Consider the following 26,759-nt stretch of genomic DNA (forward strand, 5'->3'; position numbering starts at 1 on the left):
AAGGCGTTGCACGGGGGAAGGCCGATACCCTGAGACAGTGTCAGTGATCTGCCTGGATAATCCACGTGACTCCGCGGAGCGGGCGGTCAGCGCCCTTCTCAAGGTACCGGCTCCCGCGGATGACCTGGGGCGGCTCTTTGCCCGCGCCGGTCACAGCCTGTATCTCGTCGGTGGTTCGGTCCGGGACGCGCTGCTCGGTCGCCTGAGCGCTGGCGCGGGTACTGCTGATCTTGATTTTGCCACCGATGCCCGGCCGGAACGTGTCCTTGAGATTACCCGCGACTGGGCGGACGCTGTCTGGGAGGCCGGGATCGCGTTCGGAACCGTCGGGCTGATCCGTACCGGGGTGCGGTTCGAGGTGACCACCTACCGCACCGAAGCCTATGATCGGGCATCCCGGAACCCGACTGTTGCCTACGGTGACACCCTCGAGGGCGACCTCGCCCGCCGTGACTTCACCGTGAACGCCATGGCCGTGTCCGTGCCCGGCCATGAGTTCGTCGACCTGTTCGGCGGCATGGCGGACCTCGCGCGCACAGTGCTGCGGACCCCGGGTTCCCCGGTGGCCTCCTTGGACGACGACCCGCTGCGCATCCTGCGGGCCGCCCGATTCGAAGCCCAGCTCGGGCTGACCCCCGTCGCCGAGCTGGTCGTGGCGATGCGTTCCAGAGCTTCCCGGTTGATGATCGTATCGGTCGAGCGTATCCGGGACGAGCTGCGCAAACTCATGCTCTCGGCCGACCCGGTCGTCGGGCTGGAGCGGCTCGTGGACATCGGGGTCGCGGACATCGTCCTGCCGGAGCTGCCCGCGCTGCGGATGGAGATCGATGAGCACCACCAGCACAAGGACGTCTACACCCACACCCTGACCGTGTTGCGCCAGGCGATCGCGCTGGAGGACCCGCTGCCCGAGGGCGGCCCGGACGAGGTACTGCGCTGGGCCGCCCTGCTGCACGACATCGGCAAGCCCAGAACCCGGCGGCACATCTCCGGTGGTGGTGTCTCCTTCCACCACCACGAGGTGGTCGGGCGCGACATGACCCGTAAACGGCTGGCGGCGCTGCGGTTCCCCAAGGATGTCACAGAAGCGATCACCCTGTTGGTGTTTCTGCACCTGCGGTTCCACGGCTACGGCCGTGGCGAGTGGACCGACGCGGCCGTCCGCCGGTACGTCCACGATGCGGGGCCGCACCTGTCCCGCCTGCACAAGCTCGTCCGGTCGGACTGCACGACGCGCAACCGGCGCAAGGCCGAGACGCTGGCCGCGACCTACGACGCGCTTGAGGAGCGAATTGCCCGCCTGTCCGAACAGGAGGAGATCGCCGCGATCCGCCCGGAGCTGTCCGGCGACGACATCATGGAGCTGCTAGGCCTGCCGCCGGGCCAGCTGGTCGGCCGGGCGCGGGCGCACATGCTCGATTTCCGTTTCGAGGCGGGCCTGGTGGGACGAGAGGCGGCCGAGACAGAACTCCTGCGCTGGGCACGGGAGAACGGCGTCCCGATCCCCGGGGAGCAGCCCGACCGCTAGTGGTCGCCGCCGGAAGTTCGCCCAGGGCCTGCCGGCGCCAGACTGCCACTTATCTTGTCTTCACCTCGGACAACGGCTACAACCTCGGCTCTCACCGTCTCGTCCAGAAGATGGCTCCCTACGCTGAGCGCAGGCGCCTGGCCCGGCCGCCAACCCGTGTCACAGCGCCGCCCCGCGGGCACCCAGCCAAACCCCCGGGGCGGCGCCCGCTCCGGCCGTGTCAGCGGAGGCCGGAGGGAGTGTTGGAGGGGTACGGCGCGGCCGGCGGCCGGGTGGGTCCGTAGGCTCGTGGTGTGGCGCGGGCCGGAGATCTGCGACAACTGTTCGAGCTGACCGGATTCCGGCGGCTCTTCGCCTCCCGACTGACCTCACAGGCCGCGGACGGCGTCTTCCAGGCGACCCTGGTCAGCTATGTGCTGTTTTCGCCGGAGCGAGCCACCTCCGCGGCGGCGCTCGCAACATCGCTTGCGATCGTTGTCCTGCCGTTCAGCGTTATCGGGCCGTTCGCCGGGATCGTGCTCGACCGGGTGTCACGGCAGCGGGTGCTGGTGGTCTGCGCGCTGGTCCGGGCAGTCCTGCTCGGCCTGCTCGTCGTGCTGATCGCCGCCGGGCATACCGGTGCTGACTTCTACGCGGCCGCGTTGGCGGTGGTCAGTGTCAACCGGTTCGTGCTTGCCGCGCTGTCCGCGGGTCTGCCGGTTGTCGTCGCCGAGGGAGGGCTCGTCACGGCGAACGCGCTGTCGACCACCGCCGGGACACTCGCGACCCTCATCGGTGCCGGCATCGGCAGCGGTCTGCGGGGGCTGATCGGTGGGGACGACGCGGGTGTCGCGCTGGTGGCCGCATTCGCCGGCATGATCTACCTGGTGGCCGCGGGTACCGCCACCCGCGCGGGCCGGGGCGAGTTCGGCCCCTTGGCCGCACCGCCTGGGCAGGGCGTTCTCAGCGAGGTTCGACAGGTGGTCGCGGAACTGGCGGACGGTGCGGGCCATCTGTGGCGGCGGACGCCGGCCCGGTACGCTCTGGCCACGCTCACCGGGTCCCGGGCGTCGTACGGTCTGACCTCGGTCATGGCAATCTTGCTCTACCGTAACTACTTCACGGGTGCGGACGGAGGACTGGGAGGCCTCGCGCTGTTGGTGACAGCCGGTGGGGTGGGAACGGTCGCGGCCGCGTTCGTGACACCGCGGGTGACCCGGCGGATTGGCAAGCAGATGTGGATTGTTCTCGTCCTGCTCGCCGCTGGCGTTGTCGAGATCGTTCTGTGTCTTCCGTTCACCTCGCCGCTGCTGATCGCCGCATCGGTACCGATCGGGTTCGCGGCCCAGGCCAGCAAGATCTGTGTTGACACGGTCGTGCAGGAACAGATTGACGACGCCTACCGGGGACGCGTCTTCGCCTTGTACGATCTTCTGTTCAACGTCGCTTATGTGGCCGCCGCCGCGCTCGCGGCGATCACCCTACCGGCCACCGGCAGGTCAACGGTTATGGTGGTGGCCGCCGGTGTCGGTTACATCGTGTGTGCGCTCTTGTACCTGCGTACGCGCGCGTCCGGTTCATCCGGTCCGTCCGATCCGGATGAACCGCGCTTTGGCCCGCTGCCCACGACCACCGCGCCGCCTGCCTCGGTGACAACGGCGCCCGCCATCTCGCTCGAGGCCTCCGGACGCGCGAAAGAATTATGATCACACGGTTCTCCGGCCCGCCGGGACAGTGATCCGGCCATGATGGCTGACCGTGACAGCTGGCGATGGGTAGCGGAAAAGCATGGAAAAGGCGGCGAAAGAAGCGACGAAGAAGGGGGGCCGGCCACCCCCTCCGGATGGCCGGCCCCCTCGGTGCCTTCGCGGCTTGTCCTACTCGCCGCGAATGAATGCCTCCACCTTGTCACGGGCGACGTTGTCACGGTACTGCTCCGGTGGTGACTTCATGAAGTACGAGGATGCGGCGAGCAGCGGCCCGCCGACCCCCCGGTCAAGGGCGATCTTGGCGCAGCGGACCGCGTCGATGACCACACCGGCACTGTTCGGCGAGTCCCAGACCTCGAGTTTGTACTCCAGGTTCAGCGGCACATCCCCGAAGGCTCGTCCCTCGAGGCGGACATAGGCCCACTTGCGGTCGTCCAGCCAGGAGACATAGTCGGACGGACCGATGTGGATGTTCTCTCGGCCCATGTCGTGGGAGAGCTGAGACGTCACCGCCTGCGTCTTGGAAATCTTTTTGGACTCCAGCCTCTCCCGCTCGAGCATGTTCTTGAAATCCATGTTGCCGCCGACGTTGAGCTGCATCGTGCGGTCCAGGACGATGCCTCTGTCCTCGAACAGTTTTGCCAGTACGCGATGGGTGATGGTGGCGCCGACCTGCGATTTGATGTCGTCGCCGACAATTGGCAGCCCGGCCGCGCGGAACTTCTCCGCCCATTCGGACCGGCTCGCGATGAACACCGGAAGGCAGTTGACGAAGGCGACGCCCGCGTCGATCGCGGCCTGGGCATAGAATTTCGCCGCGTTTTCGGAGCCGACAGGAAGATAGCAGACAAGGACGTCCACACGGGCCTCACGCAGGGTGGCCACTACGTCCACGGGTTCCTCATCGGACTCGGCGATCGTCTCGCGGTAGTAGCGGCCAAGGCCATCCAGGGTGTGACCGCGGGCGACAGCGATGCCGAGCGGTGGTACATCGATGATCTTTATGGTGTTGTTCTCGCTGGCGACGATCGCCTCGGACAGGTCACGCCCGACCTTCTTCGCGTCGACGTCGAACGCCGCGACGAACTCAAGGTCCCGGACGTGGTAGTTGCCAAGCTGGGTGTGCATCAGGCCCGGCACCCGCGCCGACGGATCAGCGTCGCGGTAGTACTCGACCCCCTGGACGAGGGATGCGGCGCAGTTGCCTACACCGACAATAGCGACACGTACCGAACCCATGACGGTCTGCTCCCTTTGGCTGTGTGTGAAGTGATGCTGGTTGTGGATGCTGCTGGTGATGGCCGGGCCGCTGGTGGTTACGACGACGACGCGAGATCAGAGGCACCTGCCCGTCAGCCGGTGGGCGGAGCCCCGTCGCCGTTGTCCTCCCGAGCCGGTGGCTGTGTCGCCCCGGGCCGCGCCGTCTGTGCGGACATGTCTGGGGGCACCCCTGTGGGCGGTGCCTGCGCCCGCTCGGTCTCGATCAGTTCGGTCAGCCAGCGGACCTCGCGCTCGACGGACTCGAGACCGTGACGCTGAAGCTCGAGCGTGTAGGAGTCGAACCGTTCGCGGGTCCTGGTCAGCGCGGACCGGACCTTCTCCCGTCGTTCCTCCAACCGTCCGCGCCGGCCTTCAAGGATGCGCAGCCGGACAGCCGCATCGGTTTTACCGAAGAAGGCGAAGCGGATCCCAAACATCTCGTCCTCCCAGGAGGACGGACCGCCTTCACCGAGAAGGGCCGCGAGGCGTTCCTTGCCCTCGGCAGTGAGGGTGTACACGACACGGCTGCGACCGCCGAGGCGACCCGCGGCAGTGGGGCCGTCGGCGGTGACGTAGCTCTCGGCCGCGAGCTTGCGCAGGCACGGGTACAGCGACCCGTAGCTGAAACGGTGGAAGGTACCCAGCACGGTGTTCAGTCGTTTTCGCAGTTCGTAGCCGTGCATCGGACTTTCCGAGAGCAACGCGAGGACGGCCAACTCCAACATCGCTACTCCCTCCACCGTGACTGAGCTGACTGTTGTGATCCAGCTGTTGTGATCCAGTGATTACGATTAAGAGCGACCGGCAATAGGGGACGCGGCGTCGCGGGGCTGGGGCACGCCCCTCGCCGCATCGCTCCCCGTCCATCGCTGCGCGATGCACGGGTACCCCGGCTCGTCGGTCGCCACCCAACACCTCCGGTGGCTGTCTCCGTCGCCTCGCGATGCACGCACCCCAGCCCCGCTCCTTGATCCACGCTCCTATTGCCGGGCGCTCTAAGCAGTTATGATCAGAGTGTCAGACATATCGTTCCGATACATCGAGGATGCCACTTCGGGGAATCCAAGGCAACAACGGATGTCTGGTACGCAACGGCGAGATGGTCAACTGGCGGCCTGTGACACGCCGTGTTCAGGGGTTCTCCGGTACCGCTGACGCATCTGTCCGGACCGTCTGCCGAGACGCGGCATCCGGCGTACCGTTTTTGCCATGCGCCCACGGTCGGTTATCGACTACGCGCTCGCCCGGCGAGCGACGCTCGCTGATCTGCACGCGGGCAGAGTGTCGACGACGGACGTCTGTGACGCCCATCCGTACCTGCTCCGAGCGGCCAAGTACCATGGCGAGCCGGCTGCCCGGCGCTGCCCGGTCTGTCGGAACGACCCTTTGATCAACGTTACCTACACCTACGGTGACGAGCTCGGCGTGAGCTCTGGTCGGGTCCGGGCCACCAGGGACCTACCGGAGCTGGAACAACGGTTTAGCGAACTGAACGTCTATGTGGTGGAGGTCTGCACCTGCTGTGGCTGGAACCACCTGACTACGTCCTTTGTGATCGGGACCGGCCAGCCCCGCGCACGCCGAGGGAGCAGCCGGCGCACAGCTGACTAGCCGGTCAGGACCACGTGAGCGCACTTCTCCGCATGCGGCTGGCGCGGGCCGTCCCGAGGCCGCCGGTTGGCGAGCTGTCGGCAAGGTGTCCGGCCCACTGGTGACTCCGTCGTGGAAGCGGTTTTGCCGGAGGCGGTGTGGGTGCGCTCCTGAAGGACGGCGTAGCGTCTTTTGTCAGCCACCGACCATGCGGGGTCTTCTACCCCCTGTCGCGACGGACGGGACAGTCAGTGAGGCCACCCTACGATCGGGATGCGCACCCGCGCGATGACGACAACGGGCGTACCCAGATCCGCCATGCCCCGGCTGGCCGGGACCATCCCGGTCCCGACGGATGGGGCGGGGCCACCAGCAGCCTGTACGACACGACCGACCGGGCCGCGATGGACCGCATCGGCGTACGCGAGCGCACTGCCAGCTCCACCACCTACGTGCGCCGTCCCCGCCCGGATGACGTGTTCGCCACGTCGGCGGTCGAGGCCCTCGATCGGGGTGGCGACAGCCCGCCCGGCCGCGCGGGCCGCCGCGCGGCCGAGCCCACGGTCCGCAGAGGTCAGGGGAAACACGGTCCGATGTTCTGGCGAAACCGTCCTCGGTGGTTGCGTCGACTCGTCCTGCTTGGGCTGTTGTTCAGTGTGCTGATGATCGCAGCCCTGGTGGCAGTGGTCCTGGCCTTCACGAAAGTGCCGTTGCCAGCCACGGTCAACACCGCCGAACAGACGTCGGTCATCACCTACGCCGACGGCCGGACCGAGATCGCCAAGATCGGTACGGTCAACCGGACGAACGTACCGCTTTCCCAGGTGTCGGTGGACGCCCAGCACGCGGTGCTCGCCGCCGAGAACAAGAACTTCTACAGCGAACCCGGTATCTCCCCGAAGGGAATCGCTCGAGCGATCTGGGTGAACCTCCGTGGTGGTGAGATCGCCCAGGGTGGTTCTACGATCACTCAGCAGTATGCCAAGAACGCCTACCTGACCCAGGAGCGGACCTTCTCCCGGAAGTTCAAAGAGATCGCCATGGCGATCAAGATCGATCAGCAGTACTCCAAGGACGATGTGCTGGAGTTCTACCTGAACACGATCTACTTCGGGCGCGGATGCTATGGCATCGAGGCCGCTGCCAAGACCTATTTCGACAAGCCCGCCAAGGACCTCACCGCGGAGGAGGGCGCGGTCATCGCCGGGCTGATCCGTTCTCCGAACGCGCTCGACCCGAGAGTGACCCCGGTCGCCGCGGAACGCCGTTGGCACGAGGTGATCGACACGATGGTCGCCAAAGGATGGTTGGACCCGTCCCGCGCGGGTCCCGACAAGAAGCCTCCGGTGACCAAGGAACGGGACAGGTCCAACGGGCTGGCGGTCTCATCGCCGCAGGCCGCCTACATTCGTGACCAGGTCAAGGACGAATTGATCGCCGCCGGTATCACCGAGCAGCAGATCAACTTGCAGGGTCTGCGCATCCAGACCAGCATCGACCAGGGCCGCCAGACCGCCGCCTACCTCGCCGTCACGAACGTGCTCCAGAAGCCCTATGCCGCCGTGCCCGACCTGCGGACCGGGCTGGTCGCCGTCGAACCGAGCAGCGGCCGGGTACTTGCCTGGTACGGCGGTTCGATCTACGGCAAGGGCACGAACGGCCAGACCTTCTGGGAGGACAACGTCTCGGAGGCGCAGGTGCCGCCTGGGTCGACCTTCAAGCCGATCACCCTGGCCGCGGCCCTGACGCACGGCGCAAGCCTGAACTCGACCTACGAGGCCCCGGACGTGCTCAAGATCCCCGGAAACGCCGCCGATGGCAGCGGTACGTATGTCGTTCACAACGACGAGGAACACGGCAACTTCGGCTACCCCAATCTGATCAAGTCAACCGCGGAATCCATCAACACCGTGTTCGTACCGCTGGGTATCACCGCTGGAATCGACAACGTGATCTCCACCGCGCGTGCCCTCGGTGTGTCCAAGGACGTCGCGCTCACCGACGACGCCGGAGTGACCCTCGGCCGGGACGGCATCACGGCCAAGAACATGGTCGCGGTCTACAGCACCTTCGCGAATGGAGGGAAGGCCATCCCCCCGCATCTCGTCGACCGGGTCGTCGACGGTAAGGGAAAGGTTATCTACGAGGGTCCGAGGAGATCGACGAATGCTCTGTCCGCGAGCGTGACCGCGGACGTGACCTACGCTCTGCAATCGGTGATCAAGGACGGTACCGGCAAGGCCGCCCAGCTGGCCGACGGCCGTCCGGCGGCGGGCAAGACAGGTACCACCGACAACTTCCGTACCGCCTGGTTCTGCGGCTACGTGCCACAGCTGGCGGCCTGCGTGAACATGTTCCGGGGCGACGGTGGCGTCAGCAAGGCGACCGCGCTGGTCGGCATCCCCGGGGCTATGAGCGGTGTCTATGGCGGTGGTTATCCGGCCAAGGTCTGGAAGGCCTTCATGGACGGCGCGCTGAGCGGCGTAGCGCCACAGGCTTTTGCCGCACCGAAGTATGTTGGGACGGTCACGAACGCCTCACCGTCGCCGACTCCGGAGCCGACCGTCCCGCAGCTGCCTGGGCCGACATCCACAGCGGCGGTATCGATCTCCCCCACCCAGTCGCGACCGATCCCGGAAAGTTCGCCCACCGCTGGTGCGACTACCCCACCTGGGCTGGTGTCAGCGACAACGACACCAAAGGCCAAGCAGTCATCCAATAACAATAATGGTAGCAATAATAACAATATTACATTTCCGACGCCTTTTGGGTGAGTTCATGGAGCCCGACGGGCGTGCCAGTGCTGCCAGTGCGAGACGCGCCTCGCGTGGGAGGCATGCGGTCCAGGTGCGGCGTGTGGCCCGGGTGAGAATGACCCATGGCTAGCGCACGCCGGGAGACGCATCCTGGGACAGGCCCCGAAGTGTCCCGGCCGACGGCATCCCTTCGACGGGTGTGCCCGTCGAAGGAGGACCCGGTGGTTGCCGGTGCGAGCATGATCATCGGTGGCCCGCCCGGGGCACACGCCCGCATCGGTGTCGATCGGAGCTGGTGGACGCCGCTGCGGGTACTCATGGCCTTCACCGTCGCGATGTGCCTGTTGGCTTACGCCCAGAAGGCGCCCTGCCGGGACACCCGTAACTGGTCGCACGAGTACCAGTACACGCGGATGTGCTATTCGGACGTAGTCGCCCTGTACGGTCAGGAGGGGCTGGCCAACGGCAAGCGGCCCTTCCTCGACTACCCCACTGAGTACCCGCCGCTGATTGGCGCTGCCATGCAGCTCGCGTCATCGGTCGCCGGTTTCGCCTCGCCGTCGCGGCCGGTGTACCGCGATGACGCCGGCAGACAGGTCGTGGCCGGATACACGATCGACCAGCGCACGGCGACTTTTTACGATGTCACAGCCCTGCTGTTCCTGGTGGCGGCCTGCGCCACGGTGTTCTGCACGGCGCTGGCCGCGGGTCGGGCGAGGGTCTTCGACGCCGCCTTGGTCGCGCTCGCTCCCGTTTTGCTGCTCCATCTCATGACCAACTGGGACATCCTGGCGGTGGCGTTCGCCGCCGGGGGGTTGCTGGCCTGGTCACGCCGTGCGCCCACGCTCGCCGGCATCTTGATCGGGCTGGGCGCGGCGACGAAGTTCTACCCGCTGTTGTTCCTGCTGCCGCTGGCTGTGCTCACTCTGCGTGCGGGCATGCTCCGGTCCTTTGTCCGTACCCTGGCGGCCACGGTGGCGACTGCCGCGGCGGTGTGGGGGCCGCTCTGGCTGATCGCCGGGTACTTCAAGGGTGACGAGCGGGTGGGCGACAGTATCTGGGGGACGCTGTGGGCCGGTGGCGACTGGTTCGCCAGGATCGGTGGCCACTGGGGTGACGGGACGAACGCGATGTTGCGCTTCGTCGACCTCAACTCCGGGCGCGGCCCGGACTGGGACTCGCTGGCTTTCGCGACCACCTGGCTGGCCAGCTCCTTTTCGTCCCGCATGTTCGGCGCCGTCCATCTGATCATCATGCTGGTGGCCGGGATCGCGCTGGCCGCCGTCGGTTTCGCGGCGGCCTCGCGTTGGCCGGCCTGGCGACTAGTGGTCGCGCTGGCGGCGTTCACCGGATGGCTGCTGGTCGCGGTCTTGGCCCCGGTGCTACTGACCGATGTCCGAGAGCACGGCATCCCCACCGGCACGCTCAATATCGTTTCGATGGTCGTGCTGGGGTCACTTCTTCTCGGTATAGCCGCGCTGGGATGGTTCGCGCCCCGGCGGCCGCGCCTGCCCCAGCTGCTGTTTCTCACGGTTGCCGTGTTCCTGGTGACGAACAAGGTTTTCTCGCCGCAGTACACGCTGTGGCTGGTGCCGCTCGCGGCGCTGGCCCGGCCTCGCTGGCCGGCCTTCCTGGCCTGGCAGGCCAGCGAGGCTTACGTGCTGCTCACCCGTTTCCTGCACTTCGTCTACAACGACACCAACGGAGCGAGTGGGATCGACCGCGGTTGGTTCGTCAGTGCCGTCGTCATCCGCGACCTCACTCTGTGTGTGTTTGCTTCGCTGGTCATTCGCGAGATCCTGCGCCCCGAACTGGACGTGGTTCGCGTCGCGGCCGAGGCGGACGACCCGGCCGGGGGGGTACTCGACGGCTCCGCGGACCGCCGCGGCCGGCGGGCCGCGCGCGTCGCGGCGGACGCCGAACCCCGGCCTGACGACCTGGCCGTCACCCAGCCCGATCCGGGCGGGTGGGCCGCGGCTGTCGGGACCGTTTGATGGCCCTGACGTCGGGAGACCCGCTATCTGATCACTCTGGTGACGCCGCGCCGGATTCCGGTGCGGCCACGCGGTCCGGGGCCGGGCTCACGCCCGAGCCAGGCCGTGCGTCGGCTCAGGGCGCGGGCACGCCCTGGCCCGCTTTGGCCGGCACGGTCCGGTCGTGGTTGGACCGGCTCCCGGAAGCCGTCCGGGCGACCTTTCCGGTCTGGTTCGCCAGCCGGATCACGGTCATCCTGCTGTCGTTGGCCGCATCCCGGGCGCTGTCCGGTCAGCCGAGCGCTAATCTGCCGACCCTGTCGACGTTGTGGAACCGGTGGGATGTCGGGCTGTTCACCAAGGTCGCGCGTTTCGGATACGAGTCCCCGAAGTACGCTGATCACACCGAGGTGGACTTTCCCGGTTTCCCGCTCGCGATGCGACTCGCTCATCTGGTTTTTGGTGACTGGACGGTCGCGGGGATGGTGGTCTCCTTCGTCGCGGGGGCAGTGGCTGTGGCGGCCATCTGGCAGCTGCAGATCGATGACGCCGCGGCCGGACAGCTGGCCATCTCGACCGGACCGGTGGTGCCCACCGCGACCGGACCGGTGTCCGCCGGAACCGGACCGGTGTCCGCTGGCAACCGGCGCCGGACAGCTCCGGGTGGCCCGGACCGCCGCGCCGCGGACTTCGCTGTCCTCGCGCTGTTGCTGTTCCCCTACGCGGTGTTCCTCTGCGCCGGATACTCCGAGGCGATTTTTCTCGGCTTCGCCACAACGTCCTGGCTCGCCGCGCGCCGCCAGCACTGGTGGGCCGCCGGTCTGCTCGGCGCGGGAGCCGCATCGACCAGGGTCACCGGAATCCCCTTCTGCTTCGCGCTGGCGGTGCAGTATGTCGTCGGCCGGCGGCGTGCGGGCCTGCCGGTGTTCGCGCTGCCGGGACTCGCGCTCGCGCTGCCCCCGTTGCCCGTGCTCGGCTTTGTCACCTACCTCCGGGTCCGGACCGGCCGGTGGGACTCCTACGCCGAGGCGATGCGGGTCGGCTGGCACCGGGAGATCGACTGGCCGTGGGTGGGATGGCGGACGACCTGGCACGCTGCCTTCGACACGTCGCAGTCATCGGCGTTCGCCTGGTTCTGGCGCGGCGAGGTGGCCGCTGTCGTCCTCGGAGTCGTGCTGACCGTGGCGCTTGTGCGGTCCGCTCAGATAGGTGAGGCTGCCTTCGTCGGTGCCGCGACCCTGTTGATGAGCTGCTCGAACTACTTCGCCTCAGGGATCCGGACAATGCTGGTCGCTTTCCCGATGTACCTGCTGCTTGGCCGTGTCGCGATCCGGCGGCCCTGGGTGCGGCCGGCCTACAGCTGGCTGTGTGCGCCGGTCATGGCAGTCTTTGTCATTGCCTTCACCCAGGGTCAGTGGGTCGACTGAGCCCGCCTGGAGCTCCGTTCCCCAGATCTTCACCTCGCGGACAGTTGGGGAGCCTCGCTGTGGCGGTCGTCACCTGCGTCTGCCTCGCCGCGGCCCTGGGCGTGACCGTGGTTGGTGTGATCTGGCCGTCGCCTGATCGGCACCTGCGTGGCCTGCTCGTGGTGCTTGCGCTCACGGTTGTCATCGGATTGGTCAGCGCCGGGCTGCGGGTGGTCGTCGCCGCTAGGTGGTCGCCGCCGGATGCGCTGGGCGTTGACCGACGAGCCGGGGCACCCATCCATCGCGCGGCGATGGATGGGCAGCGAGCGGCGGCCCGCGGGCCGAGCCGCATCGAGTAGTGTTTGCGAGGTTGCCGCTTGTTGGCCCGCGCGTGTTCCACGTACGGGTGACCGGATACGCGGCTTGTCCTCCTGCCACGGAACTGTCCGTGGCCGCCCGAGTCCACAGGAGGTGGGTTCACCCTTGCCACGGCATTATGAACTGATGGTCATCCTTGAGCCGGATCTCGAGGAACGCACGGTCGCGCCGTCTCTGGACCAGTATCTGACCGTCGTCCGCTCCAGCGGCGGCGTCGTCGAGAAGGTTGATGTCTGGGGCCGGCGCCGGCTGGCCTACGAGATCCGCAAGAGCTTTGAGGGCATCTACGCCGTCATCGACCTGTATTCCGAGCCGGCGGTGGTCGCCGAGCTCGACCGCCAGCTCGTTCTCAACGAATCGGTGATCCGTACCAAGGTGATCCGGCTTCCCGAGAAGAAGCCTCGACGTAAGATCGCGGCCTGAGGGGATTTGGTTTCATGGCCGGCGAAACAGTTGTCACGGTAGTCGGAAACCTGACGAACGACCCTGAGCTTCGGTTCACGCCCAACGGCGCCGCGGTCGCCAGCTTCACCGTGGCCTCGACGCCGCGGACCCTCGACCGGACCACCAACGAGTGGAAGGACGGGGACGCGCTGTTCCTGCGCTGTTCCATCTGGCGGCAGGCCGCGGAGCATGTTGCCGAGTCGCTGCAGAAGGGCGCCCGGGTCATCGTGCAGGGCCGGCTCAAGCAGCGGAAGTGGACCGACCGTGAGGGTAACGAGCGCATCTCGGTCGAGCTGGACGTCGAGGAGATCGGTCCCTCGCTGAGGTACGCCACCGCGAAGGTCGTCAAGGCCAGTCGCGGTGGCGGCGGTGGGTATGGCGGGCCGGCCGCTGGCCCTGCTGGCGGCTATGGCGGGCCACCGCAAGCGTCCGGCGGGCCTGCCGGGCCTGCCGGAGCTGGTGGCTACGGCGCCCCCGTTCCCGCTGGTGGCGGCTCGGGCTACGGCGGTGGCGCCGTTGACGACCCGTGGTCCGCGCCCGCCGGAGCCTACTCCGAGGAACCCCCGTTCTAGGGGCCGGTCAAACCCACAGACATATAGGAGCGCACGATGGCCAAGGCGGCCGTGCGCAAACCGAAGAAGAAGGTTTGCGCGTTCTGCAAGGACAAGAGTGACTACATCGACTACAAGGACACCTCGCTGCTGCGGAAGTTCATCTCTGACCGCGGTAAGATCCGTGCCCGGCGAGTCACCGGCAACTGCAGTCAGCATCAGCGTGACGTGGCGATCGCGGTGAAGAACAGCCGCGAGATGGCGTTGCTGCCTTACACCTCGACGGCTCGCTGAGGAGCATGGCGATGAAGCTGATCCTCACTCAGGAGGTACCCGGCCTCGGTAGCCCCGGTGACACGGTCGACGTCGCTGGCGGCTACGGGCGTAACTACCTCATCCCCCGTCGGTACGCGATCGTGGCGACGCGGGGTGCCGAGAAGCAGATCGCTCAGATCCGCCGGGCCCGCTCGGCCCGGCAGGTCCGGGACCTCGGGCATGCCAAGGAGATTGCCGGCCAGCTTTCCAGCCTGTCCGTCCAACTGGTGAGCCGGGCGGGTAAGGAAGGCCGGTTGTTCGGCTCGGTGACGGCAGCGGACGTGGTGGCGGCGGTCGCCGCGGCAGGCGGTCCGGACCTGGACCGCAGGCGGGTGGAGCTACCGAAGCCGATCAAGTCACTAGGTGCCCACACGGTTTCGGTGCACCTGCATTCGGACGTCGTCGCGACCGTCCGTCTGGACGTCATCTCTGCCTGAGAAGATCTGTCTGAGAAGATCAAGGCAGGTTTGAAGCAGGCGGCTTGGGTGACCACGGTGTTGGCTGCTGGCCGCTGGATCGGTCGGTTTATGTTACATCGTGGTCACCCTTCGTGCTGTTGTTCTCTGTCGGCGCCAGATCCATTGTTGATCTTCGGGGGCACGAGGCACACGATGATCGAATTCTGGATTTCTTCTGTCCACAGGCGGTGGATGGCGCCCATGCCCACCAGGCCGTGACTTCGGCTTGGACGATCTGTCCTTCAGTTGGTTATCCACAGCTTCAGGGGACTTGTCCTGATGCTGTCCCCAAGACTTTCGGTCTTATCCACAGGTCTTATCCACAGTTCCTGTGGATAACTATTTGGGCTCCTGGAGCGCACCCCCGTACAGTCGGCGCCGCTGGCTGGACTGTTCCCTGGGGTTGGCCGGTCGGCCGGGTGTGGCTGCTGGGCGGAGGGCGGAGGATTGACAGAACCATCTCGACCGTCGAACATATGTTCGACGGTCGAGATGCTCGAAGCGGTGGTTGCGACACAAGCGGCGGTCACGACAAGGCGCATGGCAGGGGGTGGTCATGACACTGACCGATATTGACCGCGCTCGGAGTGGTGCGGGCGGGTCGGTCGACTTCGATCGCATCCCACCTCATGATCTTGCTGCTGAGCAGAGCGCGCTGGGCGGCATGCTGTTGTCGAAGGACGCGATCGCGGACGTCGTGGAGGTACTCGCCGCGGGTGACTTCTATCGGCCCGCGCACGGCACGGTCTACGGCGTCATCGGCGACCTGTACGGCCGTGGTGAGCCGGCTGACGTCATCAGCGTCGCGGCCGAACTCGGCCGGCGGGAGCTGCTTGAGCGGGTGGGTGGGCCGGCATACCTGCACACCCTCATCTCAAGTGTGCCGACGGCGGCAAATGCCGGCTATTACGCCCGCATCGTCGCGGAGAAGGCTGTTCTGCGTCGCCTGATGGAGGCCGGCACCCGTATCGTCCAGCTCGCCTTCGGCCCCGCGCAGGACGTCGACGAAATCGTCGACCGTGCTCAGGCCGCCGTCTACGAGGTCACTGAACGTCGTTCGAGTGAGGACTACGCCCCCCTCGGTGAGCTGCTCAATCCCGCTTTGGAGGAGATCGAAGCCATCCAGGGGCACAACGGGTCACTGACCGGGGTTCCCACCGGCTTCAATGACTTGGACGAGCTGACCAATGGGCTGCACGGTGGCCAGTTGTGGATCATCGCGGCCAGGCCCGCCGTCGGGAAGTCGACCCTCGGTCTAGATCTTGCCCGAGCCGCGTCGATCCGTAACAGCATGACATCTGTGATCTTTTCGCTCGAGATGAGCCGGATGGAGATCACCATGAGATTGCTGTCGGCGGAGGCACGGGTATCGCTTCAGAGCATCCGTACCGGCCGCCTCACCGACGAGGACTGGGCCCGCCTCGCCCGCCGGATGGGCGAGGTCGCCGACGCTCCCCTGTTCATCGACGACAGCCCGCACCTGACCATGATGGAGATCCGGGCGAAGGCCCGGCGGCTCAAACAGCGCAACGACCTACGGATGATCGTCCTTGACTACCTGCAGCTGATGTCGTCGCCGAAGCGAACCGAAAACCGTCAGCAGGAGGTCAGCGAGATATCGCGTTCGCTGAAACTTCTTGCCAAGGAACTCGATGTCCCGGTGGTGGCGATCTCCCAGCTGAACCGCGCCTCGGAACAGCGTGCGGACAAGCGTCCGCAGATCTCCGACCTTCGCGAGTCGGGGTCGCTGGAGCAGGACGCGGACGCCGTGATCCTTCTTTATCGGGAGGATACGGTGGAGAAGGAGTCAGCCCGTGCGGGCGAGGCCGATCTGATCGTCGCCAAGCATCGTAACGGCCCGACCGGCACCGTCACCGTCGCTTTTCAGGGCCACTACTCCCGTTTTGTCGACATGGCCAGTTGAGCGGGAGCAAAGATCTGGACCGATGCCCGCGCGCGGCCACGTGCCGTAGGTAGCGGGATGGTGTGAAAATCAAGCACCCGAACAGTGTTCGCCGAGTCGTGCATCTCGTATCGGCGGTCGCGCCAGCGGCCGGGTCGTGGAGGTTCAGCCCGCGGGCTCGGCCTGGGCGCCGTCACGGAGGCCGGCGGACCATTTCTCCTCGATGCGGCCGTACTTCCACACCAGCAGCGCGATGACCCAGGTGGCGACGAACAGGCCGACGATGAAGTAGCCGACGATGTTCAGGTCCAGATGTGAGATCCAGTCCCAGAAGCCGCCGGTGAGCTTGGCCTTTTCGGCGAGGATGCCGAGCAGTTCGATGCTGCCGATGATGAAGGCGACCGCGACGGACAGACCGGTGATGGCGATGTTGTAGTAGACCTTGCGGACCGGTTTGGAAAACGCCCAGCCATAGGCGAAGTTCATGAACGAGCCGTCGATGGTGTCGAGCAGGCTCATGCCGGCGGCGAACAGGATGGGCAGTACCAGGATCGCGTACCAGGGCAGCCCGGCGCCGGCGGCACCGGCGGCGAGGAAGAGCAGGGCGACCTCGGTGGCGGTGTCGAAACCGAGGCCGAACAGGACGCCGAGCGGGTACATCTGCCACGACTGGGTGATCGCGTTGGTGAAGCGGCCAAGGAAACGGTTCATCAGCCCGCGGGAGTTGAGCTGTTCCTCCAGCCTGGCTTCGTCGTACTCGCCGCGGCGCATGTCGCGGAACACCCTCACGATGCCGACGAGGATGACCAGGTTGATGCTGGCTATGACGTAGAGGAAGCCACCGGAGACGGTGGTGCCGATCCAGCCGGTGACGTCGTGCAGGGCTGAACCGTCGTCGGAGACCTCACTGGCAAGCGAGCGCACACCGATGCTGAACAGAAAGGCCAGGGCGAACACGATCGTGGAGTGGCCGAGCGAGAAGAAGAAGCCGACCGACATGGGCCGCTGACCGTCGGCCATCAGCTTACGGGTGGTGTTGTCGATCGCGGCGATGTGGTCGGCGTCGAAGGCATGCCGCAGGCCAAGGGTGTAAGCGGTCAGACCCAGTCCGACGCCGAACACCTGGCTGTGAGTGCCGAAGCGGTAGTGGTGCGGGGCGATGACCGCGACAAGGGTGAACCAGCCGATGACATGCAGCCCGACGATGACCGCGGTCATGCCCGCGATCGTCGCCCACTCCCGCGGGCCGAGCGCCTGGCGAATCCGCTCGTACAGCGGTACGGCTTTCGACACGGTGCCGGCATCCACAGTCATGATCTTTCCCCTCGCGTTCGCGGCCTCGCCGCGGCCCCGCCGTTTTCCGTTCCGGCTCTGCCGGCCAGGCAGCGGGGGCAGGCGGGCGGACGGGTCGGTCGACGGTAACCAGCACAGATAGTCTTTTGCAAGACTTTTGCAGTCGCTTGATTATTGCGGTCTTGTCTGCCGCGTGCCGCGGTGGGTGCGAAGGTGGGCGCTCTGCTGGCTGAGCGCGGTCCCGCTTGACGATGAAGGCGGTTGTCGGGGCCGGGTGCGGACGTGCCGAACAGGTGGCGGCTCCCCCGCCGTCGCCGGGATGCCCAACGGATGTTCCCAGGCGTAACGCGCATGCCAGACTTGCGTTCATGACCGCTCCCGAAAACGCCTCGGATGCTGCGCCGGTGCTGGAGGTCGCGCGCTTCGATGTCACGCCCGGTGAGGAGGCGAAGTTCATCGATGCCTACCGCTCGGTCGTCGCTGAGCTCGCTACCTGCCCTGGCTGCCGGTCGGCGCGGATGACCCGCGGAGTTGAGTCACCGTCGCGGTTCGTTCTGCTGGTCGAGTGGGAGAACCTCGATGCGCATGTGGTGACCTTCCGGGAGTCCGCTCGCTTCGTCCGCTGGCGTGCGGCCTTGGGCTCCTTCTTCGCGCAGCCGCCTACCGTGGAACATGTGACCGACCTGCCGTGAGCACCTTCGTCAACTACTTCCTCTTCGCCCCGGTGTTCGCGACGTTCTTCGGCATCCTGGGGCGGACGATCCCCGCGATGTTGTTCCGGGCTGCCGTGCCCCGTCGCCGGATCGGCGTGTACAGCCTGTTCCGCACTGGATACGTCATTGTGGGCGTTGTGAGCTTGTTTCTGTTCGCGGTCGGGACGCAGCTGAGCCAGCGGCTCGTGGAACCCGACGGTCAGGTGCGCTTCGTGGCTACCGCACGCGAGCACGATGTCGCCCCGCTGCTGGGTACGGTCGCGTCCTTCGCCATCGTGTGGTTAGCCCGGCGGGAGTGGTTGCGCCGGCACAACAACCGATACTGATACCCTGCGGCGGGCGGGCCTGATCCGTGAACGGTGGCGTCGGCGGCCAGTCAGCCCGGCGTTATGCCTGGCCGGGATGGGTAGGCCGCCGTGAGCGTGCTCGGCTCCGCTCCTGCGGGCCCGTGCGCGACCCGCTCGATCAGCTGCGAGGACTACCCGATGCCTGCTCTGCGTTCCCGAACCACCACTCACGGCCGTAACATGGCCGGCGCTCGTGCCCTGTGGCGTGCCACCGGTATGACGGACAGTGATTTTGGTAAGCCGATCGTGGCGATCGCGAACAGCTTTACCGAGTTCGTCCCCGGCCATGTGCACCTGCGTGACCTCGGCCGCATCGTGTCGGACGCGGTCGCGGAGGCCGGCGGCGTGGGACGGGAGTTCCACACGATCGCGGTGGACGACGGCATTGCCATGGGCCACGCTGGGATGCTCTACTCCCTGCCGTCCCGAGAGATCATCGCGGACAGTGTCGAATACATGGTCAACGCGCACTGCGCGGACGCGCTCGTCTGTATCTCGAACTGCGATAAGATCACACCGGGGATGCTGCTGGCAGCGTTGCGGCTGAACATCCCAACCGTGTTCGTGTCCGGTGGTGCGATGGAGTCCGGTCGGGCGGTTGTCACCGACGGTGTTGTCCGGTCCGGTCTGGACCTCATCTCCGCCATTGCCGCGTCAGTGGACACCACGGTCGACGACGCCGAGCTGGACGCTGTGGAACGCTCGGCGTGCCCGACCTGCGGGTCGTGTTCGGGCATGTTCACCGCCAACTCGATGAACTGCCTGACCGAGGCGCTTGGGCTCGCCCTGCCCGGCAACGGCTCCACCCTCGCCACCTCCGCTGCCCGCCGCCACCTGTTCGTCCAGGCCGGGCGGACCGTTGTGGACCTGGCGAAGCGGTGGTACGACAAGGACGACGACAGTGTCCTGCCACGTTCGATCGCGACCCGCTCCGCGTTCGCCAACGCCTTCGCCGTGGACGTGGCCATGGGCGGTTCGACCAACACAGTCCTGCACCTGCTGGCCGCCGCGGTCGAGGCCGGAGTGGACATCACCCTGGACGACATCGACGAGATCTCCCGGACGGTGCCGTGCCTGTGCAAGGTGGCGCCGAGCTCCGAGTACCACATGGAGGACGTCCACCGAGCCGGTGGCATACCGGCCATCCTCGGTGAGCTCGACCGGGCCGGACTGCTGCGCCAGGATGTTCACACGGTCCACGCGGCAAGCCTGGCGGAGTTTCTCACCCACTGGGACGTCCGCCGGCCGGACCCGTCCGGACAGGCGGTGGAACTCTTCCACGCGGCACCGGGCGGAGTGCGCACGATCGAGCCGTTCTCCTCGGTCAACCGCTGGGAGTCGCTGGACACCGATGCCGGCTCGGGCTGCATCCGCGACGTCGCACACGCCTACTCCGCGGATGGCGGCCTCGCGGTGCTGCGCGGGACGCTCGCACCGGACGGCGCCGTGCTCAAGACCGCCGGGGTGGAGGCCGGGCGGCTGACCTTCCGCGGCCCCGCGCTGGTCCTGGAAAGCCAGGAGGACGCGGTGGACGCAATCCTGTCCGGGCGGGTCCACCCAGGTGATGTGCTGGTCATCCGTTATGAGGGCCCGCGGGGCGGTCCGGGCATGCAGGAGATGCTGTACCCGACCACGTTCCTGAAAGCGCGTGGCCTCGGGCCGGCCTGCGCGCTGGTTACCGATGGGCGGTTCTCCGGCGGGTCCGCGGGTCTGTCCATCGGGCATGTGTCGCCTGAGGCCGCCCACGGCGGCACGATCGCGTTGGTTCGTGACGGCGACATCATCGAGATCGATATTCCGTCCCGCCGGCTGGACCTGCTGGTGGACGCGGTCGAGTTGGCTGCGCGGCGGGCGGCCCTGATGGCGTCCGGCGGTTTCCGGCCGGTGGACCGGGTGCGTCCGGTGCCGGCCGCGCTGCGGGCCTATGCTGCGATGGCGACTTCGGCATCGACTGGTGCGGCTCGTGACGTCTGCCTGGTCGACCGCGGCTGACAGGCTCCGCTGATCCTGTTCGCACTGACCCCGTCCGGTGACGGGGTCAGGCCGGGACGCAGAGAGAAAGCGCGAAATCGTCGGCTGGGTCGGTCCACCAGCGGACCATGGCCAGACCCACGGCCGCGAACTCGGCGGTGAGCCCATCTCTGGTGAACTTGGCGCTGATTTCGGTACGCATCTGCTCGTTCTCGGCGAAGGACACCGACAGGTCGAGCGCGCCGATCTGGATCTGCTGGTCCCGCACGGACCGCAGCCGCATCTCGATCCAGGAATTGGCAGCGTCCCAACAGACCACGTGGGCGAACCCCCGCGGGTCGAAGTCCGCGTCGAGTTCGTGGTTGATGACCGACAGGACATTGCGGTTGAACGCGGCCGTGACGCCGGCACTGTCGTCATAGGCGGCGACCAGCCGGTCGGGATTCTTGGCCAGATCGGTCCCGAGCAGCAGCGTGTCGCCCTCGTTGAGCTGGGCACGCAGGCTGGTCAGGAAGTCGTGCCGCTGGGCCGGAGCGAGGTTACCGATCGTCCCGCCGAGAAAGACGACCAGCCGACGGTTGGCACCAGGTAGCCGGTCGATGCCGGGCAGCAGATCAAGGTGACGCTCGAAATCACCCACAACCGCGTGGATGGTCACCCCTGGGTACTCGTCGCGGACGGCGATGGCGGCTCGGGAGAGCACCGTTTCATCCACATCAAAGGGGACGAACCTGCGCAGGTGGCCGCTGTGGCGCAGCGCGTCGAGCAGCAGGCGGGTCTTTGCCGAGGTTCCGGAGCCGAGCTCGATGAGGGTGTCTGCCCGCGACATGGCGGCGATCTCCTGGACGCAACCGGTCAGGATGGCCCGTTCGGCGCGGGTCGGATAGTACTCGGGCAGACGGGTGATGGCATCGAAGAGCATGCTTCCGGTGGCGTCGTAGAACCACTTGGGCGGCAGCTCCTTCGGGTCCGCCGTCAGTCCAGCCCTGACGTCGGCCGCGAGCGCCGCGGCGCGGTCGGATGCGGCGAGATGCCGGTCGACGACGATTCTCGGGTCGGTACCGGTCGCGGCGATACCGACCCGAGAATCGATACCGGTACCGAGAACAGAACCGACATTGGAACCGGCATCGGAACCGATATCGGTGACATCGGTACTGGATGCTGTCATGGATGCAACCTCCGGGAGCGCTTTTACAACCGAGAGTAATCGAATTCTAGATCAAATTACTAATGGTTACATCCCGTGTGTCGGTGGTCAACAATTGATGGTCGTCAAGATCGACCCATTCGTTCGAGTCGTCGCTGGGCTCACTGGCCACGTCCATCCCTATGTCGTCCCCGTCCGTGGATACCCGGTAGGACAGCGTTTCACCCCAGGTAGTAGCGACGAGCTGGCTACCATCGGTGGCCAGCAGATTGAGCCGGGCGGCACCGTCGGCGCGGCCCGCGGCGACGACCACCTCCGCTACGGCGGCGGCGAGGCTCACGCCAGCGGCCAACCGCTGCCAGACCGCGGCGGCCAGCAGCGCGGAGTCGCAGCGCGAGTCAGGAGCCGGGGCGCCCCTGGTCCAGTCGAGCATGCTCATCAGCACGTCGACGTCCACCCGTCCGTTATGGCTGAGCAGATAGCGGCCATACGCATAGGGTGCGGTCGCCGTCTCCTCGATCGGCATCCCCACGGTGGCGTTGCGAACCGCGCCCAGCACGCAGCTTGCGTTGACCACGCCAGCGAACGAGGCGAACGAGGCGTCAGTCCAGATGGGGACCGCCCGCCGGTAGCGCGCCGGCTCGGTCCGCAGCGTGGGGACGTACCAGCCGACGCCGAAGCCGTCGGCGTTGATCTTCCCATGCAGCATCCGTCGTGGCATCCACGCCTGGCGCAGCAGACTGTGCGGCGGATCGCGAAGGAGCGAGGTCAGTGTCCGTGGTGTCCCGAGCCAGGCCATATGACGACACACCCGCATCAGCCTTCCATCTCGGCGTCGCGGGCGAGGCGGAAGCCGGTGAAGATCTGGCGACGGATCGGGTGGTCCCAGTTGCGGAAGGTTGACCGGATGGCGCTGTGGTGGGTGGCCCAGGACCCGCCGCGCAGCACCTTGTAGGCGTTCGGGGACGTCCGGGGGAAGAACACCTCGCTGTACTCGCGGTACGGGAATGCGGTGAATCCCGGATAACCCGTGAAATCGCTGGCTGTCCACTCCCACACGTCACCGATCATCTGTTCGACGCCGTACGCGCTGGCTCCGGCCGGGTACGCCCCAAGTAGCGCCGGACGGGACGCGGCATGGTCCAGGTTGGCCTGTTCCGGCGTCGGGCCGCTGTCCCCCCAGGGAAAACGCCGCGAACGCCCGGTGACGGGATCGTGCGCGCAGGCCTTTTCCCACTCCGCTTCCGTGGGCAGCCGCCGACCGGCCCAGCGCGCGTGCGCCTGCGCTTCGTACCAGCACACATGCTGTACGGGTTCATCCATCGGGACGGGTTCCTCGCGGCCGAAACGGCGCCGCACCCAGCTCTTTCCCTCCTGGCGCCAGAACTCCGGCGCCCGCAGGCCCGCTTCGCATCGCCAGGCCCAGCCCGACGCCGACCACAGGCGTTCATCGTCATAGCCACCGGCGTCGATGAACGCCACCTGCGCCGCGTTCGACACCGGCAACGTGTCGATGAAGAACGCGGGGACATACACCCGGTGCGCGGGCCGTTCGTTGTCGTAGGCCCAGGCATGTCCGGGCGTGTCGCCGTTGGTGCCCATCGTGAACTCGCCGGCCGGCACCAGCATCTCTGGCGCTGGTGCCGGCCGCCCGGCCGGTGGAACCCGGGCCGGGCCGGCGTCACCGATGACCGGAGGACCCACCCGGAGCTGATGGGTGGCCAACATCGTCTCGTCATGCTGGTGCTCGTGCTGGAGCACGAGTCCGTAGACGAAGCCGCCCGCCAGCAGCGCGGGACGCGCGAGCGGCCCGCGCAGGGCGTCCGGGGCGAGGCGTTCCAAGCCGTCAAGGACATTGCCGCGGACCTCGGCCAGATAGGAACGAGCCTGTGCCGGGTCGAGCAGCGGCAGGGCAGGCCGGTCCGCCCGAGCATGACGGAACGCGTCGTACAGGTGGTCGATGCCCGGCCGCAGCGGTTGCCGCCCCGCTGCTGTCCGCAGCAGCCACAACTCTTCGTAGTTGCCGACATGGGCGAGGTCCCAGACCAGGGGCGACATCAGTGGTGAGTGCTGGCGCCACAGGTCGGCATCGTCAAGATCGGTGTAGGCCAGGCTCCGCGTCCTGCTGTCCGCGAGCGCCTGGGCGATATCCGCCGGTCGTGGGCCTTCTTCTGCTGTCACAGTGCGATCACATCCGTGGTAGTGGGTTCCGCGACCTGTGTCGTTGCCTGTGGGCATCCATCGTTCCCAGGGGCCCTGTTGTTATTTTCGATCATGTTCCGATCGATCTCGGCGCGCAGCAGACCAGCCGGCCCGACCTCGGCCAGCCGGTCGATGAGATCGTCGGCGGGGCAGCGTCCCGGCTCCACGTAGGCGTCGAAATACGCGTCGACGGCCGTGAGGAGGGACGTTGCGGCGCCCATGCGGCCAAGAGCGTCGCGGGCCGCGCCCGCGCATGCCCTGGCGGCCTTGTGCAGCGCTGCGTCACGCAGCCCCCGCAACGCAGCCGTGGCCCACTCGTGGGCGACGGGCAGGCATACGTCGGCCGCGATGTCAGCGGCACGTGCATCGTCGAGCAGGGCGGTGGTGACGGCGACCACCACCGGCCAGTTCCCCGCCGGGGTGGCGTCGAGGTAACGCAGCTCCAACCAGCCACGTGGGCGCACCGGTGGGAACACAGTGGTCGCATGGTAAATCAGATCTCTTACTGTCGGTATCCGTGGCAGCTGGCTATCGCCAGCCACCCACTCGCCAAACGTCGTCGCGGCAGGGGGCTGTTGGAATCCGCCGTCGGGATCCCGCAGCAGCATGACCCTCGCCGCCAGGAGGTAGTCCGCCCAGGCTGCCGCCGGATCGGGTTGGTGAGCGGTCGCCACCGGCCGGGTCCGGCTCCGGTCGATCTTCGACCACAGTGCCTGCCGGGTGGAGCGGTAGCCGGTGGCTATCCCCGCCAGCATCGGGGAGGCTGCGAACATGGCCACCAGAGCCGGGCCCAGGGTGTGTGCCAGCTCGAATCGCCCGGGCCACTGGGCCGTGCTGCCCGCGTCCAGGTTGACCTGGACGGATGCGGTAGAGCACATCATCATCATGCCCGCTGACCCGCCGCCGGCTTGGAAGTACCGTTCCATTGCCTGGTAACGGGACGTCGTGAGATGCCGATGCGGTGGCCGGAGGGGGTCGGTGCCCATCCCGACGAGCGCGAGGCCGGCGCCGGTGAGCATCGACCGGATCCGGGCGAGGTCGGCGGCCGTTCGCGCCAGGGCGTCGGAAAGCGGCAGCGGCGGAGCTGACAGCTCAAGCTGGCCACCGGGTTCGAAGGTGATCCGGGTACCGCCCGGCAGGGTCGTATGTCCTGGGACGCCGGTTGCCCCGTTGGATGGACTGTCCCGATGATCAGGTGAGCTGCCGGCCGCGGCGTCCGTGAGCGCCGCCATCGTTCGGGCGGGGGGCACTGGGCGTGACACGGACTCGGTGTCGACGACGAACCACTCGGTCTCGATGCCGACGCTTCCCGGTGGCTGATCGGTCAGGCAGGTCAGGCGTGCGTAGCGATGGACATCGGCCGCTGACCGGATCGCGTCGTCGGTGCCATACTGATCTTCTTGTGGCTTCCCTGACTGTGTCCGTGTCATGAACCCTCCAGGTCCGGACCGGCCAGCTGTCGCTGGCCGCGGGTCGGTGCGGGTCGCTGCTGTGCCGTTACGTCGTAGCCCGATACAGCCGCGCGGGAGCTCGACCTTCAGGGTTCCCCGGGCCTTGGCCACACGCAAGGATGTGGAATGGTGGTCACCGTGTAACTGATTTGTTGTGGCGGCCGGTGATGGCCTTGCGGCACGCTCCGTGATGGTTGACGCGCGCGTCCAGCCCGCGGCGCTGTGACTGGTCGGCGCTTGGCCGGTTTGTCTACAGCGGAGGTGAGGGGTCTTGCGCCACGCGGGCCGGTTTGGCCGTCATCTGGTCGGCCGGAAGACGATGATGACCGGGGCGTCACATGGACAATGGCCAGGTCGCTCGGCCATGGCGGAGTATCTGCGCTGCCGGCAGCTCTACGCGGTCGAACGTAAAGACCGGGTAGGCAGGGCGGCGGCGATCGCCGGTGTGGTTGCCGCCCTCGCCACGATTGTGGTCAGCGTGTTCGGCGCACTGCTGAGTCTGGCCGTATCTTTGATAGTGCAACTAGTTATCTGTTTTGTTATGCTTGTGCTGGTTGTCGCGGCAGTCCGGTTCTATCGCTCCCCGCCGGAAATCGAGTCGTGGCGGGAGGACGCCGAAGCCGAACGGCGTACCGCACGCGCGCTTGAGCGGCTCACCCGCGCCGGGTACACCGTCCTTCATGATCGATCTCTTGCTGGTTCCGCCAGCAATATCGATCATCTGGTCATCGGACCATCCGGACCGTGGCTGGTCGAGACGGACGCGCACCGTGGGCCGTTCCGGCAGAACCGGGCCGGGCTGTGGGCGGGTCGGGTGCCATTGCAGCCCATGATCGAAATGGTTGCCTGGATGGGTACAGAAATTACCGATCAGCTGGCCGCTGAACTGCCGGAGGGCTGGCAGGTCACGGTCCAACCGGTCGTCGCGTTCTCGCGTGCCGCGCCGCCCCATGGACTCGCTGTGTTCGACGATGTCGTATTGCTGCCGGTAGCGGGGGTCGCTGATTACATCCTCACAGCCGGTGTTCTTCTCAAGCCGTTGGACGTCGCCATGCTGGTGGACGCCGCCGAGCGGGTGTTTCCGTCCTATCCGGTGAACGGCCCGGCGCAGACCTGGCCGGCCAGGTCCAGGTTGCGGGGCCTGCTGCGGCGTTGACGCCCTGCGCTGGCCAGCGCCGCCCTGCGCCGGCCCCGCGGCGATGTTGGTTACCTGAAGGCCATACGCCGCATGGTTGCCCGAAGGCCGGTGATCCCCTGATATCGTCAGCGGCCGGGCAGGGGTTTTTGGATGTTGACCGGGCCGGTGCGGTGTGAGCTTTCACCGGCTGACACAAGCCGGATAGCCCGCAGTTCCGTCCCGGGCCTGCTGGGGCCTGCTGGGG

At 67.0% G+C, this 26,759-nt stretch carries 23 protein-coding genes; 16 read left to right on the plus strand and 7 right to left on the minus strand.

Annotation, left to right across the window (positions count from 1 at the left end):
* Positions 1-43: 43 nt before the first annotated feature.
* Entirely contained in the window at positions 44-1,528 is a 1,485-nt protein-coding gene (locus MJ785_RS05265; RefSeq protein ID WP_239307975.1) for a CCA tRNA nucleotidyltransferase, read from the plus strand.
* Positions 1,529-1,821: 293 nt separating this feature from the next.
* Entirely contained in the window at positions 1,822-3,213 is a 1,392-nt protein-coding gene (locus MJ785_RS05270; RefSeq protein WP_239307946.1) for an MFS transporter, read from the plus strand.
* Between the two features lie 171 nt (positions 3,214-3,384).
* On the opposite strand, the gene MJ785_RS05275 is transcribed toward MJ785_RS05270, so the two are convergent.
* Entirely contained in the window at positions 3,385-4,455 is a 1,071-nt protein-coding gene (locus MJ785_RS05275; RefSeq protein ID WP_239307945.1) for an inositol-3-phosphate synthase, read from the minus strand.
* A 113-nt stretch (positions 4,456-4,568) separates the two neighbouring features.
* Positions 4,569-5,201 (minus strand): PadR family transcriptional regulator, encoded by a 633-nt coding sequence (locus MJ785_RS05280; protein ID WP_239307944.1) that lies wholly within the window; start codon positions 5,199-5,201, stop codon positions 4,569-4,571.
* Positions 5,202-5,685: 484 nt separating this feature from the next.
* Between MJ785_RS05280 and MJ785_RS05285 the strand changes: the two genes are divergently transcribed.
* The 10 genes from MJ785_RS05285 to dnaB all read left to right on the plus strand — a co-directional run bounded on the left by MJ785_RS05285 (position 5,686) and on the right by dnaB (position 16,271).
* On the plus strand, positions 5,686-6,087 hold the full coding sequence (locus MJ785_RS05285; RefSeq protein WP_239307943.1) for a DUF5318 family protein: 402 nt from the start codon (positions 5,686-5,688) through the stop codon (positions 6,085-6,087).
* A 230-nt stretch (positions 6,088-6,317) separates the two neighbouring features.
* Positions 6,318-8,840, plus strand: coding sequence for a transglycosylase domain-containing protein (locus MJ785_RS05290; protein WP_239307942.1), 2,523 nt, complete (start codon positions 6,318-6,320; stop codon positions 8,838-8,840).
* Between the two features lie 203 nt (positions 8,841-9,043).
* Positions 9,044-10,816 (plus strand): glycosyltransferase family 87 protein, encoded by a 1,773-nt coding sequence (locus tag MJ785_RS05295; RefSeq protein WP_239380123.1) that lies wholly within the window; start codon positions 9,044-9,046, stop codon positions 10,814-10,816.
* 167 nt (positions 10,817-10,983) lie between these two features.
* Complete coding sequence (locus tag MJ785_RS05300; RefSeq protein WP_370651388.1) at positions 10,984-12,222, plus strand: hypothetical protein; 1,239 nt, start codon at positions 10,984-10,986, stop codon at positions 12,220-12,222.
* 59 nt (positions 12,223-12,281) lie between these two features.
* Positions 12,282-12,560 carry a hypothetical protein gene (locus MJ785_RS05305; RefSeq protein ID WP_239307940.1) on the plus strand — a complete coding sequence of 93 codons (279 nt, stop codon included), beginning with the start codon at positions 12,282-12,284 and terminating at the stop codon, positions 12,558-12,560.
* Positions 12,561-12,684: 124 nt separating this feature from the next.
* Positions 12,685-13,002, plus strand: coding sequence for a 30S ribosomal protein S6 (rpsF, locus tag MJ785_RS05310; protein ID WP_255720521.1), 318 nt, complete (start codon positions 12,685-12,687; stop codon positions 13,000-13,002).
* A 14-nt stretch (positions 13,003-13,016) separates the two neighbouring features.
* Entirely contained in the window at positions 13,017-13,595 is a 579-nt protein-coding gene (locus MJ785_RS05315; protein ID WP_239307939.1) for a single-stranded DNA-binding protein, read from the plus strand.
* 36 nt (positions 13,596-13,631) lie between these two features.
* The gene (gene rpsR / locus MJ785_RS05320) at positions 13,632-13,868 is read left to right on the plus strand and encodes a 30S ribosomal protein S18 (protein WP_131749434.1); all 237 of its coding nucleotides are present in this window, start codon (positions 13,632-13,634) and stop codon (positions 13,866-13,868) included.
* 11 nt (positions 13,869-13,879) lie between these two features.
* Positions 13,880-14,326, plus strand: a complete 447-nt coding sequence (rplI, locus tag MJ785_RS05325) for a 50S ribosomal protein L9 (protein WP_239307938.1) — start codon at positions 13,880-13,882, stop codon at positions 14,324-14,326.
* A 577-nt stretch (positions 14,327-14,903) separates the two neighbouring features.
* Positions 14,904-16,271 carry a replicative DNA helicase gene (gene dnaB, locus MJ785_RS05330; protein WP_239307937.1) on the plus strand — a complete coding sequence of 456 codons (1,368 nt, stop codon included), beginning with the start codon at positions 14,904-14,906 and terminating at the stop codon, positions 16,269-16,271.
* Between the two features lie 144 nt (positions 16,272-16,415).
* On the opposite strand, the gene MJ785_RS05335 is transcribed toward dnaB, so the two are convergent.
* Positions 16,416-17,564, minus strand: a complete 1,149-nt coding sequence (locus tag MJ785_RS05335) for a HoxN/HupN/NixA family nickel/cobalt transporter (protein ID WP_239348298.1) — start codon at positions 17,562-17,564, stop codon at positions 16,416-16,418.
* Positions 17,565-17,911: 347 nt separating this feature from the next.
* On the opposite strand from MJ785_RS05335, the gene MJ785_RS05340 reads away from it, so the two are divergent.
* From MJ785_RS05340 to ilvD, 3 genes are all read left to right on the plus strand, one after another.
* Positions 17,912-18,235, plus strand: coding sequence for an antibiotic biosynthesis monooxygenase (locus MJ785_RS05340; RefSeq protein WP_239307935.1), 324 nt, complete (start codon positions 17,912-17,914; stop codon positions 18,233-18,235).
* The gene (locus MJ785_RS05345) at positions 18,232-18,582 is read left to right on the plus strand and encodes a hypothetical protein (protein ID WP_239307934.1); all 351 of its coding nucleotides are present in this window, start codon (positions 18,232-18,234) and stop codon (positions 18,580-18,582) included. Before MJ785_RS05340 ends, MJ785_RS05345 begins: the two co-directional genes overlap by 4 nt.
* A 159-nt stretch (positions 18,583-18,741) precedes the next feature.
* On the plus strand, positions 18,742-20,595 hold the full coding sequence (gene ilvD, locus MJ785_RS05350; protein ID WP_239307933.1) for a dihydroxy-acid dehydratase: 1,854 nt from the start codon (positions 18,742-18,744) through the stop codon (positions 20,593-20,595).
* 46 nt (positions 20,596-20,641) lie between these two features.
* On the opposite strand, the gene egtD is transcribed toward ilvD, so the two are convergent.
* From egtD to egtA, 4 genes are read right to left on the minus strand one after another with little or no spacing between them, the layout of a single operon-like run.
* Positions 20,642-21,745, minus strand: coding sequence for an L-histidine N(alpha)-methyltransferase (egtD, locus tag MJ785_RS05355; protein WP_239307932.1), 1,104 nt, complete (start codon positions 21,743-21,745; stop codon positions 20,642-20,644).
* Positions 21,746-21,791: 46 nt separating this feature from the next.
* Positions 21,792-22,535 carry an ergothioneine biosynthesis protein EgtC gene (egtC, locus tag MJ785_RS05360; RefSeq protein WP_239380128.1) on the minus strand — a complete coding sequence of 248 codons (744 nt, stop codon included), beginning with the start codon at positions 22,533-22,535 and terminating at the stop codon, positions 21,792-21,794.
* A 5-nt stretch (positions 22,536-22,540) separates the two neighbouring features.
* Positions 22,541-23,962: an ergothioneine biosynthesis protein EgtB gene (egtB, locus tag MJ785_RS05365; protein WP_370651387.1), complete on the minus strand. Its 1,422-nt coding sequence runs from the start codon at positions 23,960-23,962 to the stop codon at positions 22,541-22,543.
* Entirely contained in the window at positions 23,902-25,356 is a 1,455-nt protein-coding gene (gene egtA, locus MJ785_RS05370; protein WP_239307930.1) for an ergothioneine biosynthesis glutamate--cysteine ligase EgtA, read from the minus strand. Before egtA ends, egtB begins: the two co-directional genes overlap by 61 nt.
* 385 nt (positions 25,357-25,741) lie before the next feature.
* Between egtA and MJ785_RS05375 the strand changes: the two genes are divergently transcribed.
* The gene (locus MJ785_RS05375; protein ID WP_239307929.1) at positions 25,742-26,533 is read left to right on the plus strand and encodes a nuclease-related domain-containing protein; all 792 of its coding nucleotides are present in this window, start codon (positions 25,742-25,744) and stop codon (positions 26,531-26,533) included.
* The last annotated feature ends 226 nt before the right edge of the window (positions 26,534-26,759 follow it).

Source organism: Protofrankia sp. CiT1, assembly GCF_917627335.1.
Classification (GTDB): Bacteria; Actinomycetota; Actinomycetes; order Frankiales; family Frankiaceae; genus Protofrankia.